Here is a 21022-nt window from a genome sequence, read left to right as displayed (position 1 = left end):
GAGCGACCATGACGTTTTTGCCTGTTCAATCAGCGAGAAAGTTCGCTCCCTGGAAGGGAAACTACCCTCTTCAGAAGACCGTTCTCTTCGCCAGCCGCGAAGGGGAGCTCCCGTCGCGACTGAGACTTGCGATAGAGCGCGAATATGAGTGGGCGGTGATCGTCGAAGTTCCAAATGTCAGGAGTGCCTGCGCCTCTTTTCGCGATGCCGTGGCGATCATGCTCGTGGATACGCTGCTGGTCGAAGATGTCGAACACTGCGCCTCAGATCTGCGTCGGTATCACCCGCTGGCGCCGATCCTGCTTTTGGACCGAACAGGGCAGGCGCCGCCCGCCTTGCCGCCCGAGCTGCTGAACTCGACGATCGCAAAGGGCATCATTTCGCTGAACATGCCCACCGATCTCATGATCTCGGTGATGACCGTTATGCTGTTGGGAGGAGAATATTTCCCCCGAAAGCGCATGAAGGCTGCACCCACGCTAGAAGCACAATCGGCAGCAAATTCTACCGTGCTGACCGAGCGCCAGCATAGCTCACGTTCGAGCGCAATATCGACGTTGACCCGACGCGAGCACGAGATCATGCACATCGTTGCCAAGGGGCTACAGAACAAGGAAATCGCCGAGGTGCTCCAAATTTCCGAGCATACGGTCAAGATCCACATCCACAACATTATAAGCAAGCTCGGGGCGAACAATCGCACTCAAGCGGCGGACATGTTCCGAGCCGACCTCATGGTTTCGCCAGCGCGCCATTGACCCAGGGGAGACTTGGGTGCCCATATGCGATCTCGCCTCGCATGCATCACACACCGTATCCCAGGCAGCCGTATGTATCATTGGCGGCGGCATGGCCGGACTCGTTGTAGGACAACGTATGGCTCGTGCGGGGATCCACGTCATCACGCTCGAGAGCGGCGGGCTGGCTTTCGATGACCATGTTCATCAGCTGAACCAAATCGAGGATATCAGCGGTCGATATACCCGCATCATGACCGGTCGCTACCGGGGGCTAGGCGGGTCGTCCAGCCACTGGGGAGGGCGCATGCTGCCCATCAGCCGGCATGAAAAGGGTAATCGCGACTACCTGGGTCAGCCGCCCTGGCCGATTCTTCCCGAGGAAACCGACCGCTATGAAGCCGATATCGACAAGTTGTTCCGGTTAGCTCCCGGCTCTTTTGAGGAGGACGTTCTCGAAACCGTAGATCCCGCTGCTGCCTTTCCGCGCAATGATCCCGATTTCGTTTGCAGATGGGCGAAATGGCCAAAGTTCATTCACTGCAATCTCGGCGCGCTCATGCGCAAGGAAATCGAAGCGCGACACAACTGGGACGTGTGGATCAACGCGACGGTTACGAGCTTCACCATGAATCGCGAGTGCGGACGCCTCGCCTCGGTCACGGCACGAGGACCAGATGGTCGACCCATGACCGTGTCGGCGTCCCATTTCGTTATCGCGGCAGGAACATTGGAGAGCACGCGACTGCTCTTGTGGATGAACGCAGAGACTGACGATCGCCCTTTTCAACGGACCGACTGCCTGGGACGCAATTTCCAAGATCATATCATGGCGCGGATCGCATCGGTTTGCCGCCGCGAAACCGCCTCAACCAATCGCCTCTTCAGCCAGCATTTCGTAAAGGGGACACGGCGCAGCGTACACCTGGAACTCTCGCCACAAGCGCAGCGGGAAGACTGCGTCTCAGCAGGCTTTGCTTATGTGGCAATGGATTATGAACTCAGCCCCATGGCAGCCCTCAAGGACGTGGCAAGGGGAATTCAAGCCGGTCGTCCAGAAGTCCTCAAAATACTCGGGCTGGCCCCCAAGGCAGGGTTTCTGGGGCGGGCAGCCTATTGGCGCTATGTCCGGCACCAGTTGTTCATGCCCAAGGAGGTGTCGTTTCATATCGAGGCTGTATGCGAGCAGATGCCAGTAGCAGAGAACCAAGTGAAGCTCTCGTTCAACAGGGACAGGCTTGGGGTTCCAAAAATCAAGCTAAATTGGCATCCGACCGATGCTGATGAGCGAACCTTCCGATCCCTTGCTTCACGCATCGAGCGGTATTGGCATCGAAACGGGCTCGATCGCGCCGCTCCGCTTTCCTGGACGACGGGATTTTTCAACCCCTCCTTTCAAATTATCGATGGGGCGGTGGACTACGCCCACCCGTCGGGAACGACACGCATGGGGCTTGATCCAAGCAACTCGGTCGTGAATGTCGATCTTGCGTGTCACAACGTTCCGAACCTTAGCGTGGTGAGTGCCTCGGTTTTCCCCACGGCAGGTAGCGCCAATCCAACCTTTACCCTGATGGAGCTGGCCATGCGTCTCGCCGACCGCCTTATTGCAGAACTTTCAACCCTGGGGTTGCGATTTCTCGTCTGAGGTATGAGCCTGTGCTGGTGCATCGGTCCAAGGCTACTCGGCCAGAGGCAGGGCCGGATCCAAGCTCTCCTGAAAACCGTTCGGCCCCCAATAGCCCACCTTTATCTCGTAGGGGCCAAATTCCAACCCAGGCGCACTGCCTGAAGGGTCTTTGAGGACAGCCAAGCCGTCTGGAGAAAGGTTGAGGATGATCTGGAACTGTCCGTGCGGGGTTTGATAGCTCCGCGCCTCGAAAGGATACGGCATCATGCCTGGTTCGGGCACCACGCCCTGGGGTGCCATTCTGTGCAAGGTTCCATTCGGTTGGCCGGTGGCGGGGTCGAGGATCACGCCCTCCAACTCGTCGATCATCGCGTGAGTGGTTGACATTTCAGTAAGCAACTCATCGGGGGTCTCATCGAAGGACCATGGCTGGAACGCGACGGGAAAGTAGATGATCCCCACGGCTCCGTGGATTATCGAACTCCAAATCTGAGCCCGCATCTCACCTGCTGTGGGCACACTGCCGTTTCGGTCGTAATCGCTCGATTCAATGAAAACGAATTGCGGCTTGCCGCCTGACCATTCAGAGAGCCTGTCGATCGCACGGCCCTGCCGGGTGGTGGTGTACCCGTCGAGCTCATAGAGCATCGGGGCGCCGATGTTTATGGTGTAATAATCGTGAGCGACCATGTCTGTGGAGTTCCCGTCCACATAATCTGCCATTAGAGGGGCATTGATCCATGCGTCATTCACATGCGCGCCGGTCAAATTGAGAAATAGCGGGATCGTTCTCCCCTCTCCCCCCGCCAAGCGCCAAGCTCGGGCAACATCATCAATTTCGGCGGGCGTCACCGCGACGTGCTCAATATCAACGCCCGGAGCATCGGCGGCCACATTGGATGGCTCATCGAAGTGTAGCCAGGCGAGCAAATGATCCTCTTTGGTGTCTGTAGCCGCATCGGGTGCCGGTGAGCGGATCATGTAGAGGTCGCGGGCCACTGCCTCCGCTGACCAAAGTTCTGAATCGTGCCCTTCGGGAACGCCAACTAATGTGTTGATGCCCCTTGTTTTCCAAAGGTCCATCATGTGCACTGGCTGAACGAAAGCGCCGATGACGAAGAAGTGCATTTCCCCGCCGATCGCCGGGGGAAAACCCATGAAGGTGATGAACAGGGCCAACAGGTTAAGCTTCAAACCCCCACGCATACCTTGCCCTCCGGCTAACGTTCAGCCGATACTGGGCGCGTCAAGGGAGCTGGTCCATAGCCCAAATGAGTTAGAGCCCGAACCCAGGCAGCACGATCTTGAGCTGCGGCTTCATACCGCGAGTATGTCGATGCGGTGGCGTTCTCGACCTAGCGTTCGCAGGGCTTCCAGCTTTCGCCGATGATGTGCTCGTAGGCGGCTGCTGCGCCTCCGGCAGCCACGACCGTGTATGGGGCGGTATGCAGGTCCAAGGTCAGTTGGCAGGTTGCGTCAGAGCGCATCAATCCTTAAAAGGTTGGCTCGCGCACAAACGGGTCTTTCGAAATCAGCGCAGATGAGTAATCCGCAACCAACTCGTCCGAAACAGCGCGATCCTGTTGCTACCCACAACGAACGAACAAAACTGTTCGCATCGTTTCTCAATGCCATCGCAATTGGCCTGATTGGCTTTGCGGTTCTTCGGCCCTTGACGGAAGATCCCATTAGCGTGACCGTACTGTCGGCCTGGTGGGGGATTGCCGGGCTGGCAATTCATGCATCTTCGCACTATATTTTGCGTTATCTGATGAAAGGAGACTGACATGAGCTTGTTTGAGTTTCTCGTCCCCGTCATCGCATTTGCCGTCGCAGGCGCAGGGATTTGGCTGGTCCGTAAAGAGGCGCGCAACCTAGAACGGCCGTCTCATCAAGGGACGCCAGCTGAATAGCCAAGCTATTGTTTGCGATCCTGGTTTCCTTCAGGCCACCTCGATCTCGTGCCGCGATGAGAGCCGGACGGAGATCCGCGGTGACTTCTTAAGCGGCCATCCTCAATCCAATCATATATTGCTGACAAGCCGACATTTTGCGCAATGTGGGGCTCTGGCCACAACTGCGCCAATGGCCAGGCTTTCCTGAGGCTCAGTCCCGCAAACTGAGCCTCATCCAGCCACTGCCGCAACTCTCAGAGGCAGGTACGCATGGCGAGCGCAGCCGACAATGGCTATCCCTTCACCCGAGTTTGGCAATGAACGGATCACCAAAGCCCTCGCATATATTGAGAGTCTCCATCAGTGGGCTAAAGTTGGCAAGTTTCTAACGACAAGGGTGCCCCGCACCCCTCTTACCCGCCCATTGACCTTCTTAGGCATTTTCAGCAGCCTGCGCGCACCTGCAGGCGTTCTCACAGACAGTCGTCTCGACCTCCGCGGCACGTCGGGTCGGCTCGCATAATTTCGCCTCTCCTCAGCCCACGCTGTGAACGTGTGAACCCTTTGGCCCGGTGCCGGACCGGGAGTGATACGAAGCAACCGCCGGAACGCCGAGCCAAACACTCCGTTGATCTCCCCCAACGCGAGGAGATCGACATGAGCAACGACAACGACGATCGGCAGCGCCTGAAACATAACGACACCGGCGGCCATCTCGGCGGCACCAAGTTCGGCCAGGAGCCGGGCACGAATGGGGCCAACCCAGCGAAGCCCGACGACAAAAGTAAGACGTCTCAACAGAAGGAAAACCGGGCCTCCTCTGACGAGAAGGACGATGGCTGATGTCGAGGAAACGCCAATTATCGGCCGCGAGCGTGATCCCATTGATGCAGGCGACCAAAGGTGGGCGCCGATCACATCACCGGCGACCACATGCGGCACGGCTCCCGGCTGCTCCGCTGGCCCACCGACAAGCGGCCAGAAGATCGCACCATGGATCAGCTGAGATCGAAAGGCTGCGCCGGCAGCGAACGGGCTGTTTGCATCTCACACGGGAAGCGGCCCGCGTTCGGCGAGCGCTGCATTCAGCTCTGCGGACAAGGCCCTTCTACCCTCCTCATCCCAATGCAAAGCTGCGGGCGTATTCTGGAAAAGCTCCACCTGCCAGCGCCCGCTTCTCTCCCCAGCTACCATTGTCTGACGAGCGTTAGCGGCCGGGTTGATCTCCGTGTCGCCGGGAGGAACCATGCCGACATCGGCAACCAAGATACCGCCACTCCCGAACCGACGCATCGACCGAATGATTGCAACGAAAGCGGCCGTCGGATGATCTGCAAAGATGGGCGCGAGGTGGTCCCCGATCGCGGCATTACCCTCGGCTAGTGAGCCGTCGAATCCGATCATGACTCCGTCGCTTGAGAAACATTCTGCCATTGCGCTGGCCTTTCGGTCATTCCAGGCTTGCAGAAGCTGCCGGTAGAGCGTGCGAAGTTCATTTGTATCCGACATCGATGATCCCCTCCCAGAACGCTGATGTCAGCATACGGACCTACAACGAGGCTGTCATCGTCCTGCGGCGTGCTTCCACACTGACCAATGACCCATGTGAGAGAAGGCACCAAGTTGGTAATGGTCCGGCGAGCGCTGAGCTTCCCTTAGGCAGGCGCTTACGACGAGGTTTGGGGCCTCCCTCCACACAGTTCGTGTTCCAAGCCTCGTCCACCCCATCGCGCCCCGTTTCACTTGCTGACGATCACGTCCCAGGCCCACATCATGATAACCCAAAGACGCACCGGCTATGCCCACCATCGACAAAACCGTCATGCCGGAAATCGTCGAGCGCTTGACCTCATCGATCGTGGGCATCACCTCGTTGGCTAACTTGGCTCAAAGACGTCGAGCCGCTCACGAACCTTGGCATCAATGCCGGCACTGATCTTGATGTCGCTCTCGATGGGCCCCTGCCCGCTCGCAAAGGCCTTTCGACGCTGGCTTGAGGCGATGTTCTGTTCCTTGAGTAGGCGTTCGATGGAATCAAGCTTGCCGTCCAACCCCATCGAGACGCCCTTCGATGCGACCGATGTTGCGCTGTGTCGTATCGTCAGCCATTGAGCCACTTCATGTGCTGGAGCGGCGCTCGACCCGATGACCGGTGGCGTTGGTCATGCCGACACACCAGGTCAGCACGTCGACACTGTCTTTGTAGGTTTGGGGCATGAGCGCTTCATGCGAGGCGAGCTCAAGCGCCGCGCGGACGGGTGAGGCCATGGGACCTCCTTGTCGAGGTTGGATTTCGTGCTAACGTGGTCGGGTCACGATTGCGTGGTAGCTAAGCGTGGCATGGGTCGGGCGATGGGGGCGCCCGGCCTTTCTACCCATGAGATGTCAGAGGTGGATCCGGGCAACCGCCGAGCGACCGGCGCCGTTCTAGGCGAGCAATGTCAGTAAACGTTGCGCCCCTATGAGCCGCTCACCTTGCCACCGCCTCAGGTGGGCGGCTCGCTCAAAGAGTGTATGGCCCTCCCCGCGAACCCATGGCACAATGTAGCCGCAACTGTCTCCAACGGTTGCAGAGCCGCTCATTGGGCGCAAAACCCTCTCCCGGTGGGCGGCTACCTGTCTCAATCCATCGACATATTGCTGACCATCGGCCCTCATGCGCTAATCACTCACTGGCCGTGCCTGAGACCCATGGCAGTCAATCCTAAGAGGCTCGAGACCAAGCGGGTCTCTTTCTTTGCCCGCGGGGCGGGAGAAGCAACAGTGAGCCGGCTGTCCGACGATGGGTCACAGATCACCGTCCGGCTAGCGCACTACGGGTATCCGGTTACGCTCTCTCAGAACTCGGTTGCAGTGAGGACGGAGGGGTCGGCTAAACTTAAGCAGCGTGCCCAGGTTGCAGGAAGTATGCTTGGCCAAGATTTCGGGTGACGAGTAACTGATGCCCTGTTGTTTCACGCCGGCCCATCGACCAGGGACCCCTGCTGAATGCACAGGTTACGCCGTTGGGAACGCCAGCCGTCTAATGCCGTTTGAGCCCTACATAGTGATCAACAGGAGGGCAACCAATGATCCCGTCTAAAATTCACGCCGTCATCGACTACGTCGTCGGCATACTGCTCATCCTAGCGCCGTATCTTCTCGGCTTTGCCAATGGCGGCCCCGAGCACCTGGTGCCGGTCATTCTCGGCGCAGGCACGATCGTCTACAGCCTGATCACCCGGTACGAGCTCTCGATCGCCAAGGTCATCCCCTATAAGGCTCACCTCGGAATCGACGCTGTTGCGGGGCTTCTGCTGCTGGCGTCACCGTGGCTGTTCGGGTTCACCGATAGTGTGTGGTGGCCCCACGTTGTGGTCGGCATAGCCGAGCTTGGCGTTGTTGCCATGAGCTGGGGCGCAGCATCCAGGACGGCCAGCGTCTGAGGCACGTAATCGCCGCACCGCCTGACCGGTTGGTGCGGCGACATCTTTACATCCACGCCTAGCCTTCTCCTGCTATTGCTCATGTAGGCAGCGGGTGGCGTGTTATGCTTGATAGCGAAAGCCATAGGGCATCTGACGATTCAAATATGGAGAACCGACGGTGTGGCAGAGCTTGATGCTTGGCGCTGTACTTGGGTTCGTCATCAGCATCATCGTGAGCGTGACGGTCGGTTTGGACACGTTCATCGCCATCGCTGTTGGCATCGCCGTCGGGGCCATCGCTAGTGCTGCGTATTGGTGGATCGGACGTCGTGGTCGGTGAGCTTTCGTCTTGCGCGAACCTCCAAACCTGCTGGGTTCACTCTTCGTCCATTTGCGTTCGTCGATTTGTTTCCTACCTCGACGACGCCAGGTGGACCGCGCTAACCGAGCTGGTAGAGGTGATGCGCACCACGCTATCAAATCACCGGTCAAAGCGCGCATCCGGAACCGGTTCGGATGGAGTGGCTTTCCCTTCCTCCACCGAGAAAAGGAGGAAGAGATGAAACTCTCCAGTCTCGCGGCAGCGCTCGCGCTTGCCGCTGTTCCGCTCATGGCCACGACTGTGCTTGCCCAGCAGGGCCAGCAGGATTCGCCACCACCGATCGTGGACCCTCAGCAATTTGCCGACTCGGCCGCCTCTTCGAATACATTTGAGATCGAGTCGAGTGAACTTGCCATCAACACCTCCCAAAACGAGGAGGTCGTGGCCTTCGCCGAGCAGATGGTGACGGACCATACCGCGGCCGGCGAGCAGATGATGGCTGCCGCCGAAGAAGATGGCATCACCCCCGCTTCCGAGATGGAAGAACTCCATCAAACTCAGATTGAGGAACTCTCAGCCCTCCAAGGGGAGGAGTTTGATCAGGCATACATTGCTGCCCAGGTTGCAGCACATAGATCCGCGGTAGCGCTCTTCGAGAGTTTTTCGACGGATGGACAGGAAAGCGCCTTAAAGTCGTTTGCGGCCGAGACGCTGCCCACGCTTGAGCAACATCTTGAGCACATTACCCAGATGGCGGAAGAATAGCTCCCTGTGGGCCAAGTTTCAGCCGCGCCGGCATGTCCCCGTTGCCGCGTCACCCGAGCAGGTGACGCGGCAGTTAATTGTACGCTGCGGGTGGCCGGGTGGCGTAATCTCCATCCGAACTGCCAAGCTGCCCCATCACCTGATCACGGCAAAGGTGCCCCAGGTGTTGCTCGACATCATCCACAAGACAGAAACGGGCGATATGCCTTCATGGAGAAGGACAACGGCGAGCCGTTCCGGTCGAAAGAGAGTTTCGAGAATTGGTTCGGCGCTCGGCTGACGAAAGGTGGGACTGGAGACGGTCTCCGCAAGCTGTCGGCTTGCCGAAGAAATAGGCCACATCCTAAAGCCGATCATCGGCGGCGAAGGCTTCACCGGCCGCGGATCGGGCGGCGTTAGCCGATGGTCAGGCAAAGAGCGAAAGCCGATCCCGCTCAAGCCCATTCTCGTGGTCGAGGTCAGCGCCGATCACATCACCGGGGATCACATGCGACACGGCGCACGCCTATTGCGCTGGCGCTCCGACAAGCGGCCGGAAGATTGCCATGGATCAAATCAGAGGCCGTCGCCGATGAGCAACGGCGCGCTGCAAGTTAAAAAGGACGACGTTCGATGCCATCACGCCGGCACCCGCATCAGTTGCCCGCTCACATAAAGGGCCTTGATATTCACGCCCCGCCTGAGCAGGGCCAAGCGCAGTACCTTGCTCTGGTTGAACTGCTCGACGAGCTCGGGAAAGCTCTCGACGGGCATCAACTCGATCGAGCCTTCGTTGACCAATGGGAAGCGTCGGTTCGCAAGCAGCTGAGCCCACGAGAGATGGACCTGTTCATGAGCCGACCGGAATCGGAGTGGAGCTCTGATCCCGCCGACGTCGGGGAAGACCGCTGGCAAAACTTAAAGGCCATTCTGCTGGCACGGAAAGGTATCCCCGTTCGCTATCTGATATAGGTTCGAGTGCCACAAGCAGCTATTGAAGATGCTGAGGTACGGGCGAGCCGTCACTGACGAAGCTTAGCTGTGATTTAGAAACGTAATGGTGTGTGGCACGTTTATGGCCTCGCAACGCACCACTTCGCCGTAGAGGTTGCCTGCATCTCGCAGGCCGTCAAGGCCCGCGTGCAAAAGGTCCATGTTCTCGTACTCGACCTCAAGTATGAGCGTTACATTGGCTAATTCATCATCCTGGGTATCCAATTGTTTCACTCCCCAACTCTCATTGATACTATAATATGGGTGTACAAGAAATTGGAACAGCGTTGAAGTTAATCCAAAATTAATGGTAAACTTGTTGGGTTGCAGCCCATCCTCGCTTGCTTGCAGTTTTGCTCATAGTCTCGCGAGCAAGTTGCTCGTTCTCCCGGCGAACCTCGATCCCCAGAACCGGGCAGTCGGGAAACGACCTCGATGTCGGCAGTTGCGTCTGCTATGGAACCCCTGCGATGACGGTCGACGATGCTAGCGAGATCAGAACGCCTCGTTCCACTTGCTGACGATCACGTCCCAGGCAATTGGCGAACCAGTCGATGCCTGCCCCCGGCAAACCCCGCCATTGCGATCACCGTCACGCCGGCCACCTTCCAGCGCTGGACTTCGTTGATGGTCGGCATGACATCCCTTGGTCAGTCGTCCGTCAAAGCTGTCCAGCCTCGCTCGGACCTGGGCGTCGATGCCGGCACTGATCTTGATGTCCGTCTCGATGGCCCTAGCCGCTCAAAGAGCGCCTTCCGGCTGTCGCTAGAGGCGACGTTCTGCTCCTGGAGCAAGGGGGTCCAATCCATCGAGGCGCCCTTAGATGCGACCGGTGTCGCGCTGTGTCGTGTCGTCAGCCATTGATCCCCGTCATGTGCTGGTATGGTCGGTGGGCGAGATCAGCTTTTGGAGCGGTCCTCAGGCAAAGCCGAACGCGCTGCCCAGCGTCACCTCCTACCAGTACCCACCCGAATGCCGGTCAGCTGGCCGCCCCAGTCGAAGATGGGCGCACGACCCAGCCGATCGCCGCGTTGGTCTTGATGGCGTAATGATGCCCGTGAGCATGTCATGTCCTTTCAGCGGCTCAAAAAGAAGAGGGCCGCTGCAATGGCGACCCCGAAGATGATGGCCGCTGCAATGGCGACCCCGAAGATGATGGTGATGATGGCGCCCCAACTGAGCCGTGGGTGTTGGTCGACAGGGTCGGCGCCCGGATCGTCTGGCTGCGTCGATGTGAAGTACGGGCGCTGGTCAGCGCCCGCTCAAACATGAGAGACCGAAGCCGCATACATTGATGATCTCATCAAGCGTGTGCAGGCCCTAGCGCCGGACTTGCTCGAAGAGAACTGCGCACCGCGTCACGCATGACGATGACGTGGCCGACCCCCTTGAGCTTTGCGACCTCTCAGTTTGCTGCACGGTAGCCTCGCCCACCAATGGGTCAGCGCTTCACAAAGCTATTGTCGAAGTCCTTGAGCAGCATGGCTGCTACTTCAAGCGTCAGGCCGAAGGCAACCGCGAACTGTGGCATAGCCCGATTACCAACCGCTCATTTAGCGTCACAATGGACTGTTCCGACACATAGCGAGCCGTAATGAAACAAGCTGGAATCAACCATAAGTTCTGACCCCGCTCCGGCGGAGTTTCCTTTTGCCGTTCTGTCAGATGTGAATCCGGGCAACTGTTCGCCGCGGTCGCTCGTTCGACCGATGCAACTCCCCTGGTTGCGCGTCACCTAGAGCCGCTCACCGCACCCTGACCCGGCTGAGCGGCTCATCCAGCAGAGAAACGCATTTCCTCCCGCCGCTCGCTCCAACCTCGCTCCCCGGGGCGGGCGGCACTATGCGACATCTACTGTTCGCATGTCCGCCGCAACCGTTCGGACGGCCAGCAGCCGACGCACAGGACCGCACGGCTACACTGTTGTTGTTGGTTGGCACACGAGCGCTTCGTCGACGCGAGTTCAAGCGCAGCGCGGGTGGTTAAGGCCTTGGTGCCCTCCTTGTGGAAGGTGCCTCAGAGAGCGGCGTGACACTCTGCTTTGTGCCTAGTAACTTGGTAATCTGCAGCGGCTTTAAAACGGAGAGGCAAATGATCTCGTTGGCGAAACAGATCGTTGCGTTCGTCATCATCGCTATGGCCGGTGGGTTCGTGCTTAATTTCGTAGCCGGGCTCATTGGTGGCTTTACGAGCCTGTAGAACCCTCGTTGCTTGTCAGAAGTGAATCGACGCAACCGCGCGCGGCCAGGTCCGTTCAAGATGTGCAATGCCTCCCTATCATTGCAGAACGTCCCTGTGCCCGAGCCGCTCATTGCTTCCCTCACTCCTCGATGAGCGGCTCACTCGCTCCTAGTGCCGCCCGCACGCCCATGGCATAGTTTGCGCGCAATTGCCTCCAAAGCATTGCAGAGCCGCTCACCCACGCGCCCACGCCGGTGGGCGGCTCCCCCACCACCCACAACACAATGATGTAATTGCCGACCGGCTTTAAGCGTGCGGTAATCCCGGTGTATGGCCAGTCGCCCCGGCCCGACCCCTAGCCGTTTGACCTCGGGGCAAGACGGCTAGCCCTTCCGCAGCGTGAAGACGGACGCCCATGGCCGACACATCAGACACAAACTCGTCCAAAGAAAACGCTGAGCGTCTCGCCAAGACCATTCTCTACATCGAGAATATCTACCAGCAGATAAAACGCGCACCCGGTGCTGAGACGAACTCAGGTAAGCGGTTAGCAAATCAGATCCATCCAATGATGTAATTGCCGAGGCGCTGAGTCCATGAGCCTACAAGATGTCTGGCCACTGCGCCTTCGGCCAGGCTCACCCAACTCTTAGTCAGGCTCGGCTTCGGTCGGGACCTTTTTGACTTGCAACCGACTCTGCTAATCGTCGTTTTCGGCTTGCAGCCTCCCCTAGGTTGCTACGTTCCCGATCCGGTGGGCGGCTCACCTCAATCTATCGATATATTGCCGACGAGACGCATTCGTGCGCTACTGACGGTGTCTAGCTCGATATCCCCAGTCTCGGGCTAGATGTCCCACATGGAAGAGGCCCGGCCGCAACGGGCCTCTTTTCCGTGCAACGCCTCCGTCGTGCTACCCTTGGCAGCCGATAGGAGGCCAAGATGTTCTGCTTTCGCGAAGGCCGGGCCGAGCGACGGCTCAAGCGTGAAAACTACTACTTCACCGACAACTGGAGCCGACTGCCTTGTTGGTTGCGACACAGCAAAGAAGCTGTCGGCTATCGGATCGGAAAACGTTGGGGGAACCACTCACGAGTTTATCGCGCGATCCGGATGGTCGAACCCGCAGCAGGTAGAAGTCTATACCTGCTGTGCTGATCGGCAGCGCCGCGTCGGTAGGCATGGAAGGACGTTTCAGGAACTTCATGCCCCGCACCTCAGAAAAGGGTGAATACCGGAAAACGTCAAAAAAAGAGCTTCATAGAAAAAGGACGGTGGGCGATGACATTGTGCTAAAATGGTTGATTTCTAAGGTGCTTAGGCGCCCCGCACCCCCTCTTGTCGGGGCATTGATTTAGTTTGGCTTCTTCCGCAGGCTGCCCGCACTACTGGCGTCCTCACAGGGTGCGGTTTTCACCCTCTCCGGCACTAGGGTAGGCTCTGCCTTTTCGTCTCTTCTGGGCTTCTCTGAGCATGGTTAGCCCCATCTTGTGGAGCCCTGCCCCGCCCTTCTACTATCACCCTCATGCCCACATGGACCCATAGCCCCACATGGCCCGATGAACCAGAACACCGTGACACAGACCGCATGGTGTTCCGCGATGGTATTGAGGTGGGGAGGATCACTCATATCCCAGCCGGCCCGGAGCAGGGCAAATGGCAGTGGACCACGGTATGGTCAGGAATTGATAGCGGAGTGGTGGCGACGCGAGAGGACGCGCTGGAGAGGATTAGGGCCGCCTTTGAGGCTACGGCCGAGAGCGACCTCGAGGGGCTATTGAAGATGCTCAGGTATCGAGAGGCTTGGAAAAGGCAATAGCCCGGCGGCGCACTCAATGAGGTGCAGCACGCCGGGCTCACGCAAGGCCGCAGGAGGAGGGAACAGCGCCAATGCGTGGTTCTGTTGGGGAGGAAGCTTTATTTAGTTTACCGCCGGCGAAGTTCAAGGGCCTTGCCTCTGGGGTATTCCTCGTCGCCACGCCTAAGCCGATCCGCTACCCACGGTCTCCGCTGCCAGCTCAAGCTGCACGGTCAATCCGAATCTTGGCAAATGCGGGCGATCCAGAGCTGATGTTCAGTTTCGGTCCAGTGCCGGATACCGAGTGGACGCACCCTTACCTGACAAAAAGCTGACATCGGCGTCAGGGAAATGTTTGAATAAACTCAGTGCTTTGACTGGAACCTTAGCCCTCAAATTCCGTTCTTTCGGCGTCGGCAAATGTCGATACGTCCTCGGGAGCGCATGTCCCCCGCGTGCTTCCGAGGACGCCGATTTCAAGGAGGCCCAATGTCAGTCCACCAACCTGTTGCCGCTGAGCGAAGCGTGCGTTCGACTCAAATTGATGGCATCGATCCATTCGTTGTTGTCGCAGGACTGATCCTAGCCATTCTGCTCGCCTCTCTCCTTCTTTGGTTGCATGGTGGCGAGAAAATCGAGGGCATGCGTCAACCAATCGCCAAAACCGCTTCCTCATCGAGTGCCGTCCTCGATTCCTACTACATCCCGCCGAGGTAAGCGCCGATCACGTCAGGCGGCCACATGCGACATCGCTCCCGTCTGTTCCGCTGGCGCACCGACAAGCGGCCGGAGGACTAGTCAGCGGCCTCAGTCGCTGTCCTCGACCTCCATCCCATCCATCTCTGGGCCCTCGCAAGCGGCCAGCGAGACGCCTAATCCCAGCGCCAACATAAGCGCGACAATCCATTTCATGAGCATGACTGACTCCTGTAATGCAAGCGAAATGCTCAAGGCGAACACAGCGTTCCACGGGACCGAGAGCAGTTAAATTGGTGACTTGCGTTACATGTGGTGACCGGAACGTCGCTAGGATCGTTCGTCTGTCACCGTAGGCGGCCTCAGGAAAAGTTTATGGCTATCAGCTCTCCGGTTGGCGCAGTCTCAGTGAGGGCATGCCGATCAGCGATACGAGACGATTTTGATAAGCTGGTACGGGACACAGCCATGGCCGGCTGGCCCACTACCACGGCCGCCGCAGCCTTGGCGGAACTTGCCAAGGAGCTTGAGGACCTATCCCGCGTCTATCAGAACTTCGGCCTGATGAACGATAAAGACGACGGGGATTGACAGCGCCTATAGCACGCCGTTGCACATTCTAACGATAATGTCACAGGGCCAACCTCATGAAGGCGCAATGGACGCGCCGGCTATGCCCACCATTGGGAAAACGCTCTTCCCGCATTCTTCCAGCGCTTGACCTCGTCGATTGTGGGGCGGCTGGTCTGGAAGCGGTAGAGTCGTCGGCGCATGCCAAACAGAAGACCCCACTGCTGCAGACAGTGGGGTTCTTTGACTTAAACGCAGACTATCAGGTCCATGGATCAGTTACGGTGAAGCATCTCCGAGAGCTCAGCCGGTCAAAAACGGTAGCGTAGAGTGGCTCGGACTTCGTGAACCCAGGCGTCATCAACCCTGTAGTTGGGCGTAGCATCGGTATTCTCGATCTCGTTGATATAAAGGCCCCGGTAACCGAGGTCGGCAACGAGCGCGCCGAAATCGTAACCAACACCGGCCATGCCGGCGGCAGCAAGACTGGTGTTCGAACCCCACTCGCCATAGCCGACATTGTCTTCCACACGGGACTCGTTGAACGCAACGCCAACGCCTGCGCCCACATAGCCGAAGGCGCCGCCGGCAGCGGTGAGGCCCATGTCGCTCAGGCCGAAATCGTAATAGGCGTTGGCCAGAACGATGGTGGAGCGCAGATCCAGTTCGCGATCCCCCAGACCATCATCGACGTCGGCCGTCATGCCGCGATTGGAGAGGTAGTCGACGGTCGCATCGAAGCGCAGGCCAGTGCCGGTTTCATAGCCGGCGCCGATGCCGGCGCTGTAGCCCCAGCCGTTTTCGATGATGTCGAAGGTATCATCCGTTTCAGTGTGCAGGGCTTCGCCCGCCCAGCTCGAATTGCCGGCGACGCTGCCGCGCAGGTAGAACGAGCCGCCCAGGCCCTCGTCGACCGGAGGGACATAGGGCGGGATGTATTCCGGATAAACCGGATCGGCGGCCTGGGCTGCCGTGGTGAGGAATGCGACTGCTGTAAGGGCTGTCCCACCAACCAACTTTTTCATGCGCTTGAGTTCCCCTAAGCGGATCTAAGCCAACGATTAGCCGAGGTTTCTTAAAGCGCGATTAACCCTGCTTCCTTGTCCCAGTGCACACATTCCAATGACCCATATGAGAGAAGGCACCGAGTTGGTAATTGGTCCGGCGAGCGCTGAGCTTCCCGAAGGTAGGTGCTCACGGCGAGGCTCGGGTCCCTCCCCCCAAAGCGTGTGCCCCAAGCCTCGCCACCTATGGCGCGCCGTTCCACTTGCTGACGATCACGTCCCAGGCCCTATAGACGGATGCATAGGCAACGCCCGCCTTCGAAAATTCGGTCATTGGGCGTCAATTGCGCCACCGGCCGGATGGCCGGCGGAGCACAAACTCAGCGAAACGATCAGTTCTGAGCGGCTAGTGCCTCCAGCACCGCGTGCACGGCATGGATACGTGCTGGCATGAACACGTTCTTATTGGCGAGCATCACGACGCCCATGTCTTCCTCGGGGACAAAGGCAACATAGGCACCAAAACCGTTGGTTGAGCCGGTTTTGTTGAAGAGGACTGTTTCCCCGGTTCCTTCATTTACGGAAGCGGCGGGATTGGGCTCCATTGCCAAGGTTAGGGAATTGCCCGCGAGCAGCTCTTCTGCTGTCAGGGGATACGGCATTTGTTCCCAGCCCAAACCTTGAACCATGGGCCCGATGCGAAAGTAGGGCATTTGCGTTGCCTCGATCGCCTCTCGCAGATCGCGCTGTAGTGTCTCGGGCCGGATGTTTGCATCGACGAAGGCAATCACGTCGGCGGCACTGGACTTCACCCCATAGGCCTCATCGTCGAACGGACCCGGATTAACCCGAATGGGTCGGTTCTCGGCATCATATCCCCATGCGTACAAGGCTTCATGGTTTTCCGGCACCCGAACATGGGTGTGGTCGAGATCAAGAGCATCGAAGATCTCTTCGTCCAGCAGCTCAGCAAACTCTCCGCCCAGTGCACGGGCTGTCAGATGGCCGAAGAACCCGATGCTGGGATTCGAATAGCGTCGTATTTGCCCAGGTGCCGCATCAGCCTGCCACGCTGCGAGATATGACAGAGCTTCATCGTCGCTCGTGATGCCTTCGGGGAACTGCAGTGGCAGTCCGCCGGCTGTATAGGTTCCGAGGTGTGCCAGTGTGGCGTTATCGATCGGAGCGCCGGCGAGTTCAGGGATGTAGCGTGAGGGCGTGTGCTCCAGTGAGAGTTTGCCTTGCGCCAATGCATAGCCGCCCAGCGCAGCCGTGAACGTCTTGCTCACTGAACCCAGCTCGAAGATCGTATGCTCGGTGACCGGCTCCCCACCATCAAGGGAGGAAACGCCGTAATTGAAGAAATGATGCTCTCCATTGATAGATACGCCCACTGCCAGCCCGGGAACGTCATGCTCTTTTATAAGCGGCACGAAAGCGCCGTCGACAGCGGCAGCAATAGCGGTGTGATCGACCGCATATGAAGCACCTGGATAGATTACGAGGCAGGCCGGCAGGGCCAGTTTGATGAGTTGAAGCATACTTATCTCTTTCCCATTTGCGTAGAATCACGCGCGAGGAGGAAAGAGCGCGGCTGCGTGACTTCATTGAGGCGGCGCCAGACCGCAAGCACGAGACAGTTGAGAGTAGGTAAAAGTCAACAGCCCGGCACCGCTCGCGGCCACGTAGAAGGCCGACGAATGACCGGAATGGGGGTCGAGAGCTGCCGCGCATTCCGCTCCCACGTGAGCACCGTACGACGAAGGACCAGCGAGGTCAGGGCGCCCCGTTCCACTTGCTGACGATCACGTCCCAGGCCCAGTTGGCGAACCAGGCGATGCCTGCCCCGGCAAACCCCGCCATTGCGATCACCGTCACGCCGGCCACCTTCCAGCGCTGGACTTCGTTGATGGTCGGCATGACGTCTTTAATCAGTCGTTCGTCGAAGCTGTCCAACCTCGCTCGGACCTGGGCATCGATGCCGGCACCGATCTTGATGTCGGTCTCAATTGCCCCTACCCGCTCATAAAGCGCCTTCCGGCTTTCACTCGAGGCAACGTTCTGTTCCTTGAGCAGGCGTTCGATGGAATCGAGCTTGTCGTCCAACCCATCGAGACGCCCTTCAATGCGACCGATGTCGCGCTGTCTCGTATCATCAGCCATCGAGCCCCGTCATGTGCTGGTGTGGTCGGTCCGCGGGGATCAGCTCTTGGAGCGGTCCTCAATCGGGCCCTCATAGCCCGTGATCGCCCTCGCCTGTTCTTCGGTGAGCACAGGCAACTCGATCTTCTTCTTGTCGCTGGTGACGACCTGCGGCCTCACCGTGGCTCGCCAGGAGCGCCACTGGTTGATGGCCAGCACCGCAAAGCCAAACGCACTGCCCAGCGTCACCTCCTGCCAGTTGCCCTGAAGCACTGTGATAATCGCTGACTGGGTAAGCGGATCGAGCTGGAGGAACAGGGTGAGCAGGCCACCGAGGATACCGGCCAACCAGCCGCCCCAGTCGAAGACGCGGCGCACGATCCAGCCGAGCGCCGCGTTGGTCTTGATAGCCGTGAAGATGCCCGTGAGCATGGCTGTTTCTCCGATTAAAAAGCCGCCTCGGAGGGCGGCGGAGCTTGAGATGGTCGGAGGTTCAGGTTTGCGAGAAGCGCCAGCCGATCAAGCCGAGAGCGGCCGCAATGATGATTGCGAAGAGCGACGCGGCATTGTGCTTTGGCGGAAGCGTCGGCGTCTGAACTGGCGCGTCGGGCTGGGGCGCGTGATCTACGATCGGGCTGTGCTCCCCGGCAAAGGCATTGCGGAGTTCAGCGGTAACGTTCACCCGTTTGGCGCTGGCACAATCCACCTGCAGGTTTGAGCGCAGGCGCGTGTATTCGATGATCGTGCCGTCGTTGCTCCACTTACCGCGGAACAACAGATCAGCCTCGCGAGCCCGGCGGGTGACCAGGCCCTTTGCAGTATGGCCGCCGGCCTTATTCCAGAGCTTGAAGGCGGTCTCGGCCGCTTCCATGTCGCCCGCCTTGAAATGGCGTACCCAGGACGCTTGGCGCAGCACCGCAGCCCCCCAAGTTCCAGGTGAATGACAGAATGGCGGCATACTGAGCTTCGCTCAGCGGATAGTCGACAAACACCTCGTCGACGTGCTTGGCATAGTTCCGCAACGCCCAGACGAAAAGGTTCATGCAGTGCTGGAGCGGCGCCGGATTGCCGATATAGCGCTCGACCCGATGACCGGTGGCGTTGGTCATGCCGACGCACCAGGTCAGCACGCCGACACTGTCTTTGTAGGTTTGGCGCACAAGCGCTCCATGCGAGGCGAGTTCAAGCGTCGCGCGCGCGGTTAAGGCCATCGTGGCCTCCTTGTTGATGTTGAGTTTCCTGCTAACGTGGTCGGGTCACGGTTGCGTGGTAGCTAAGCGTGACACTGGCCGGGCGCTGGGAGGAGGACGCCCGGCCCGCTTTACTCACCAGATGTCAGAAGTGAATCGCCGCAACCACAGGGCGGCGTCGGCGTTTTTGTACCATGACCTCCAAGATCGCGAAGTCACTCGAGCCGCTCGCCGTCTCGTTCATCATCACCGGTGAGCGGCTCATTTTTCTTCACACCCCATCATCCCACTGTCAGATGTGAATCGCCGCAACCGCCCGGCGGGATCGCTCGTTCGGCCGACGCAACCACTCCTTGGGTTGCAAACGTCCTTGAGCCCGAGCCGCTCATCATTTCCCCCGCTTCGCCCGATGGGCGGCTCACTCAATCTATCGATATATTGCCGACCGGCTTAAGTTATGCGGTAATCGCAGTGTCTGGCCAGTTGCCTGGCCATTCCTGGCACCCGAAAGGGGAGAGGCTCGGCTTCGGTCGAGCCTCTTTTGTGGCCGCAAAACGGCGCGTGCCGCACACGCACGTCAAAAGTGATTCACCCGCAACCACTCGCCATCGGCGCCGTTTCTGAGGCGCGCAATGTCCCCGACTTGCGTCTCCTAGAGCCGTTCATCGTCCCCTCAATCTCGCCCCGATGAGCGGCTCACCTCAATCCAATGATGTAATTGCCGAGACGCTGGGTTCGTGAGCCTATGAGGTGTCTGGCTTACTGACGCCTTTGGTCAGGCTCCCCAACTTTCAGTCAGGCTCGGCTACGGTCGGGCCTCTTTCTTTGCCGGAAACTGCAGGATCTACTCCGCACTGAACTAGTGCGGAAATGCCACATTGACGCCATTTGTACGGTCAAATGCCGGCCAGCCGGGCAAACAAAGGCGAAACGACGGCAGAACAATGATACTTCAAATTGGAGCACACCACATATGAAGACTCTTTTTGCTGTTTCTGTATTCGCTATCGGCGCTGCTGCCGGTCAGGCTTACGCTGCTGATCCGATCATGCCAGCACCGATCGTTCCCGGCCCTGTGGTCGACTCTTCGTCCGTTTGGGACGGCTTCTACGCTGGCCTGAATGCCGGCTATGGTTGGGGTGAGGGCACGTTCCACAGCGCCATCACCGGAGAAGTCGAAGGTGACATCGAAGGTTGGCTGGGCGGCGCCCAGGTCGGCTACAACTTCGCCAACGGCGGAATTGTGTTCGGTATCGAAGGTGACATCCAAGCCGCCAATATCGTGTACGAAGAGACCCTTGCCGGAATCGGGGATGGCGAGGCAGGTATTCAGAGCTTCGGTTCCGTCCGTGCACGCATCGGTGCCGACCTCGACACCTTTATGCCGTACCTGACGGCAGGCGTCGCATTCGGTCAGGTAGGTTACGACATCGATACCGTTGCTGGTCCGTCGATCAGTGACGAAGAGTGGGGCTGGGGCTGGGCCGCTGGCGCAGGTGTGGAAGCTATGGTGTTCGAGAAAGCCTCCTCAACGCTGAGTACCTCTACATCCAGTTCGACGACGTTGAGTTCGACATCCTCGGGACTGATTTCGGTGCTGATGCTTATGCCCACTCTGCTCGCATCGGCCTGAACTACCACTTCTAAGAGATACCCTGCCACACCTCTCTAGCACGGGGGCTGCTGGTTGGGGGGAGAGGCTCGGCTTTGGCC

At 58.8% G+C, this 21022-nt stretch carries 23 protein-coding genes and 1 pseudogene; 12 read left to right on the top strand and 12 right to left on the bottom strand.

Annotated features, from left to right (window positions below):
• Nucleotides 1–8: 8 nt before the first annotated feature.
• On the top strand, nucleotides 9–758 hold the full coding sequence (locus NO934_RS18760) for a response regulator transcription factor (RefSeq protein ID WP_309164227.1): 750 nt from the start codon (nucleotides 9–11) through the stop codon (nucleotides 756–758).
• A 91-nt stretch (nucleotides 759–849) separates the two neighbouring features.
• Entirely contained in the window at nucleotides 850–2385 is a 1536-nt protein-coding gene (locus NO934_RS18755; RefSeq protein ID WP_309164226.1) for a GMC oxidoreductase, read from the top strand.
• Between the two features lie 33 nt (nucleotides 2386–2418).
• On the opposite strand, the gene NO934_RS18750 is transcribed toward NO934_RS18755, so the two are convergent.
• On the bottom strand, nucleotides 2419–3573 hold the full coding sequence (locus NO934_RS18750) for a hypothetical protein (RefSeq protein WP_309164225.1): 1155 nt from the start codon (nucleotides 3571–3573) through the stop codon (nucleotides 2419–2421).
• A gap of 334 nt (nucleotides 3574–3907) precedes the next feature.
• Here NO934_RS18750 and NO934_RS18745 point away from each other — a divergent pair, with 334 nt between their 5' ends.
• Both NO934_RS18745 and NO934_RS18740 read left to right on the top strand, forming a co-directional pair.
• Complete coding sequence (locus NO934_RS18745) at nucleotides 3908–4153, top strand: hypothetical protein (RefSeq protein ID WP_309164224.1); 246 nt, start codon at nucleotides 3908–3910, stop codon at nucleotides 4151–4153.
• Between the two features lie 766 nt (nucleotides 4154–4919).
• The gene (locus NO934_RS18740; RefSeq protein ID WP_309164223.1) at nucleotides 4920–5105 is read left to right on the top strand and encodes a hypothetical protein; all 186 of its coding nucleotides are present in this window, start codon (nucleotides 4920–4922) and stop codon (nucleotides 5103–5105) included.
• Nucleotides 5106–5309: 204 nt separating this feature from the next.
• Here NO934_RS18740 and NO934_RS18735 read toward each other — a convergent pair whose 3' ends face one another.
• From NO934_RS18735 to NO934_RS18725, 3 genes are all read right to left on the bottom strand, one after another.
• Nucleotides 5310–5771 carry an SgcJ/EcaC family oxidoreductase gene (locus NO934_RS18735; protein WP_309164222.1) on the bottom strand — a complete coding sequence of 154 codons (462 nt, stop codon included), beginning with the start codon at nucleotides 5769–5771 and terminating at the stop codon, nucleotides 5310–5312.
• A 368-nt stretch (nucleotides 5772–6139) separates the two neighbouring features.
• The gene (locus tag NO934_RS18730) at nucleotides 6140–6319 is read right to left on the bottom strand and encodes a hypothetical protein (RefSeq protein WP_309164221.1); all 180 of its coding nucleotides are present in this window, start codon (nucleotides 6317–6319) and stop codon (nucleotides 6140–6142) included.
• 61 nt (nucleotides 6320–6380) lie between these two features.
• The gene (locus tag NO934_RS18725) at nucleotides 6381–6530 is read right to left on the bottom strand and encodes a hypothetical protein (protein ID WP_309164220.1); all 150 of its coding nucleotides are present in this window, start codon (nucleotides 6528–6530) and stop codon (nucleotides 6381–6383) included.
• Between the two features lie 800 nt (nucleotides 6531–7330).
• On the opposite strand from NO934_RS18725, the gene NO934_RS18720 reads away from it, so the two are divergent.
• Both NO934_RS18720 and NO934_RS18715 read left to right on the top strand, forming a co-directional pair.
• The gene (locus NO934_RS18720) at nucleotides 7331–7687 is read left to right on the top strand and encodes an SPW repeat protein (RefSeq protein WP_309164219.1); all 357 of its coding nucleotides are present in this window, start codon (nucleotides 7331–7333) and stop codon (nucleotides 7685–7687) included.
• Nucleotides 7688–8228: 541 nt separating this feature from the next.
• Complete coding sequence (locus tag NO934_RS18715; protein WP_309164218.1) at nucleotides 8229–8756, top strand: DUF4142 domain-containing protein; 528 nt, start codon at nucleotides 8229–8231, stop codon at nucleotides 8754–8756.
• A 618-nt stretch (nucleotides 8757–9374) separates the two neighbouring features.
• Here the strand turns inward: NO934_RS18715 and NO934_RS18710 are convergent.
• Together NO934_RS18710 and NO934_RS18705 are read right to left on the bottom strand one after the other, a co-directional pair.
• Complete coding sequence (locus tag NO934_RS18710; RefSeq protein ID WP_309164217.1) at nucleotides 9375–9536, bottom strand: hypothetical protein; 162 nt, start codon at nucleotides 9534–9536, stop codon at nucleotides 9375–9377.
• Between the two features lie 234 nt (nucleotides 9537–9770).
• A complete protein-coding gene (locus NO934_RS18705) occupies nucleotides 9771–9953 on the bottom strand; it encodes a hypothetical protein (RefSeq protein ID WP_309164215.1) in 183 nt (60 codons plus the stop codon).
• A gap of 258 nt (nucleotides 9954–10211) precedes the next feature.
• On the opposite strand from NO934_RS18705, the gene NO934_RS18700 reads away from it, so the two are divergent.
• From NO934_RS18700 to NO934_RS18685, 5 genes and pseudogenes are all read left to right on the top strand, one after another.
• A complete protein-coding gene (locus NO934_RS18700; RefSeq protein WP_309164213.1) occupies nucleotides 10212–10592 on the top strand; it encodes a hypothetical protein in 381 nt (126 codons plus the stop codon).
• Nucleotides 10593–11015: 423 nt separating this feature from the next.
• Nucleotides 11016–11096: pseudogene (locus NO934_RS20705) on the top strand (hypothetical protein); the annotation flags it as partial.
• 1228 nt (nucleotides 11097–12324) lie between these two features.
• Nucleotides 12325–12486 (top strand): hypothetical protein, encoded by a 162-nt coding sequence (locus tag NO934_RS18695; protein WP_309164211.1) that lies wholly within the window; start codon nucleotides 12325–12327, stop codon nucleotides 12484–12486.
• A gap of 1710 nt (nucleotides 12487–14196) precedes the next feature.
• Nucleotides 14197–14424, top strand: coding sequence for a hypothetical protein (locus NO934_RS18690; protein WP_309164210.1), 228 nt, complete (start codon nucleotides 14197–14199; stop codon nucleotides 14422–14424).
• A gap of 447 nt (nucleotides 14425–14871) precedes the next feature.
• On the top strand, nucleotides 14872–14994 hold the full coding sequence (locus NO934_RS18685; RefSeq protein WP_309164208.1) for a hypothetical protein: 123 nt from the start codon (nucleotides 14872–14874) through the stop codon (nucleotides 14992–14994).
• Nucleotides 14995–15284: 290 nt separating this feature from the next.
• On the opposite strand, the gene NO934_RS18680 is transcribed toward NO934_RS18685, so the two are convergent.
• From NO934_RS18680 to NO934_RS18655, 6 genes are all read right to left on the bottom strand, one after another.
• Nucleotides 15285–15998, bottom strand: coding sequence for a hypothetical protein (locus NO934_RS18680; RefSeq protein WP_309164206.1), 714 nt, complete (start codon nucleotides 15996–15998; stop codon nucleotides 15285–15287).
• Between the two features lie 371 nt (nucleotides 15999–16369).
• Nucleotides 16370–17518 (bottom strand): class C beta-lactamase, encoded by a 1149-nt coding sequence (gene ampC, locus NO934_RS18675; protein WP_309164205.1) that lies wholly within the window; start codon nucleotides 17516–17518, stop codon nucleotides 16370–16372.
• 235 nt (nucleotides 17519–17753) lie between these two features.
• Nucleotides 17754–18140: a hypothetical protein gene (locus NO934_RS18670; RefSeq protein ID WP_309164204.1), complete on the bottom strand. Its 387-nt coding sequence runs from the start codon at nucleotides 18138–18140 to the stop codon at nucleotides 17754–17756.
• A gap of 39 nt (nucleotides 18141–18179) precedes the next feature.
• A complete protein-coding gene (locus tag NO934_RS18665; RefSeq protein ID WP_309164202.1) occupies nucleotides 18180–18551 on the bottom strand; it encodes a hypothetical protein in 372 nt (123 codons plus the stop codon).
• A 61-nt stretch (nucleotides 18552–18612) separates the two neighbouring features.
• On the bottom strand, nucleotides 18613–18990 hold the full coding sequence (locus tag NO934_RS18660; RefSeq protein WP_309164200.1) for a hypothetical protein: 378 nt from the start codon (nucleotides 18988–18990) through the stop codon (nucleotides 18613–18615).
• Nucleotides 18953–19330 (bottom strand): glycoside hydrolase family protein, encoded by a 378-nt coding sequence (locus NO934_RS18655; protein ID WP_309164199.1) that lies wholly within the window; start codon nucleotides 19328–19330, stop codon nucleotides 18953–18955. The genes NO934_RS18660 and NO934_RS18655 overlap by 38 nt, the downstream gene beginning before the upstream one ends.
• A gap of 952 nt (nucleotides 19331–20282) precedes the next feature.
• Here NO934_RS18655 and NO934_RS18650 point away from each other — a divergent pair.
• Nucleotides 20283–20942 carry an outer membrane beta-barrel protein gene (locus tag NO934_RS18650; RefSeq protein ID WP_309164196.1) on the top strand — a complete coding sequence of 220 codons (660 nt, stop codon included), beginning with the start codon at nucleotides 20283–20285 and terminating at the stop codon, nucleotides 20940–20942.
• The last annotated feature ends 80 nt before the right edge of the window (nucleotides 20943–21022 follow it).

Origin of the sequence: Pelagibacterium sp. H642, assembly GCF_031202855.1 — a bacterium.
In the GTDB taxonomy this organism is placed as follows: domain Bacteria; phylum Pseudomonadota; class Alphaproteobacteria; order Rhizobiales; family Devosiaceae; genus Pelagibacterium.
The sequence above is the reverse complement of the archived record's forward strand: the minus strand, read 5'-3'. Positions and strand labels throughout refer to the sequence as shown.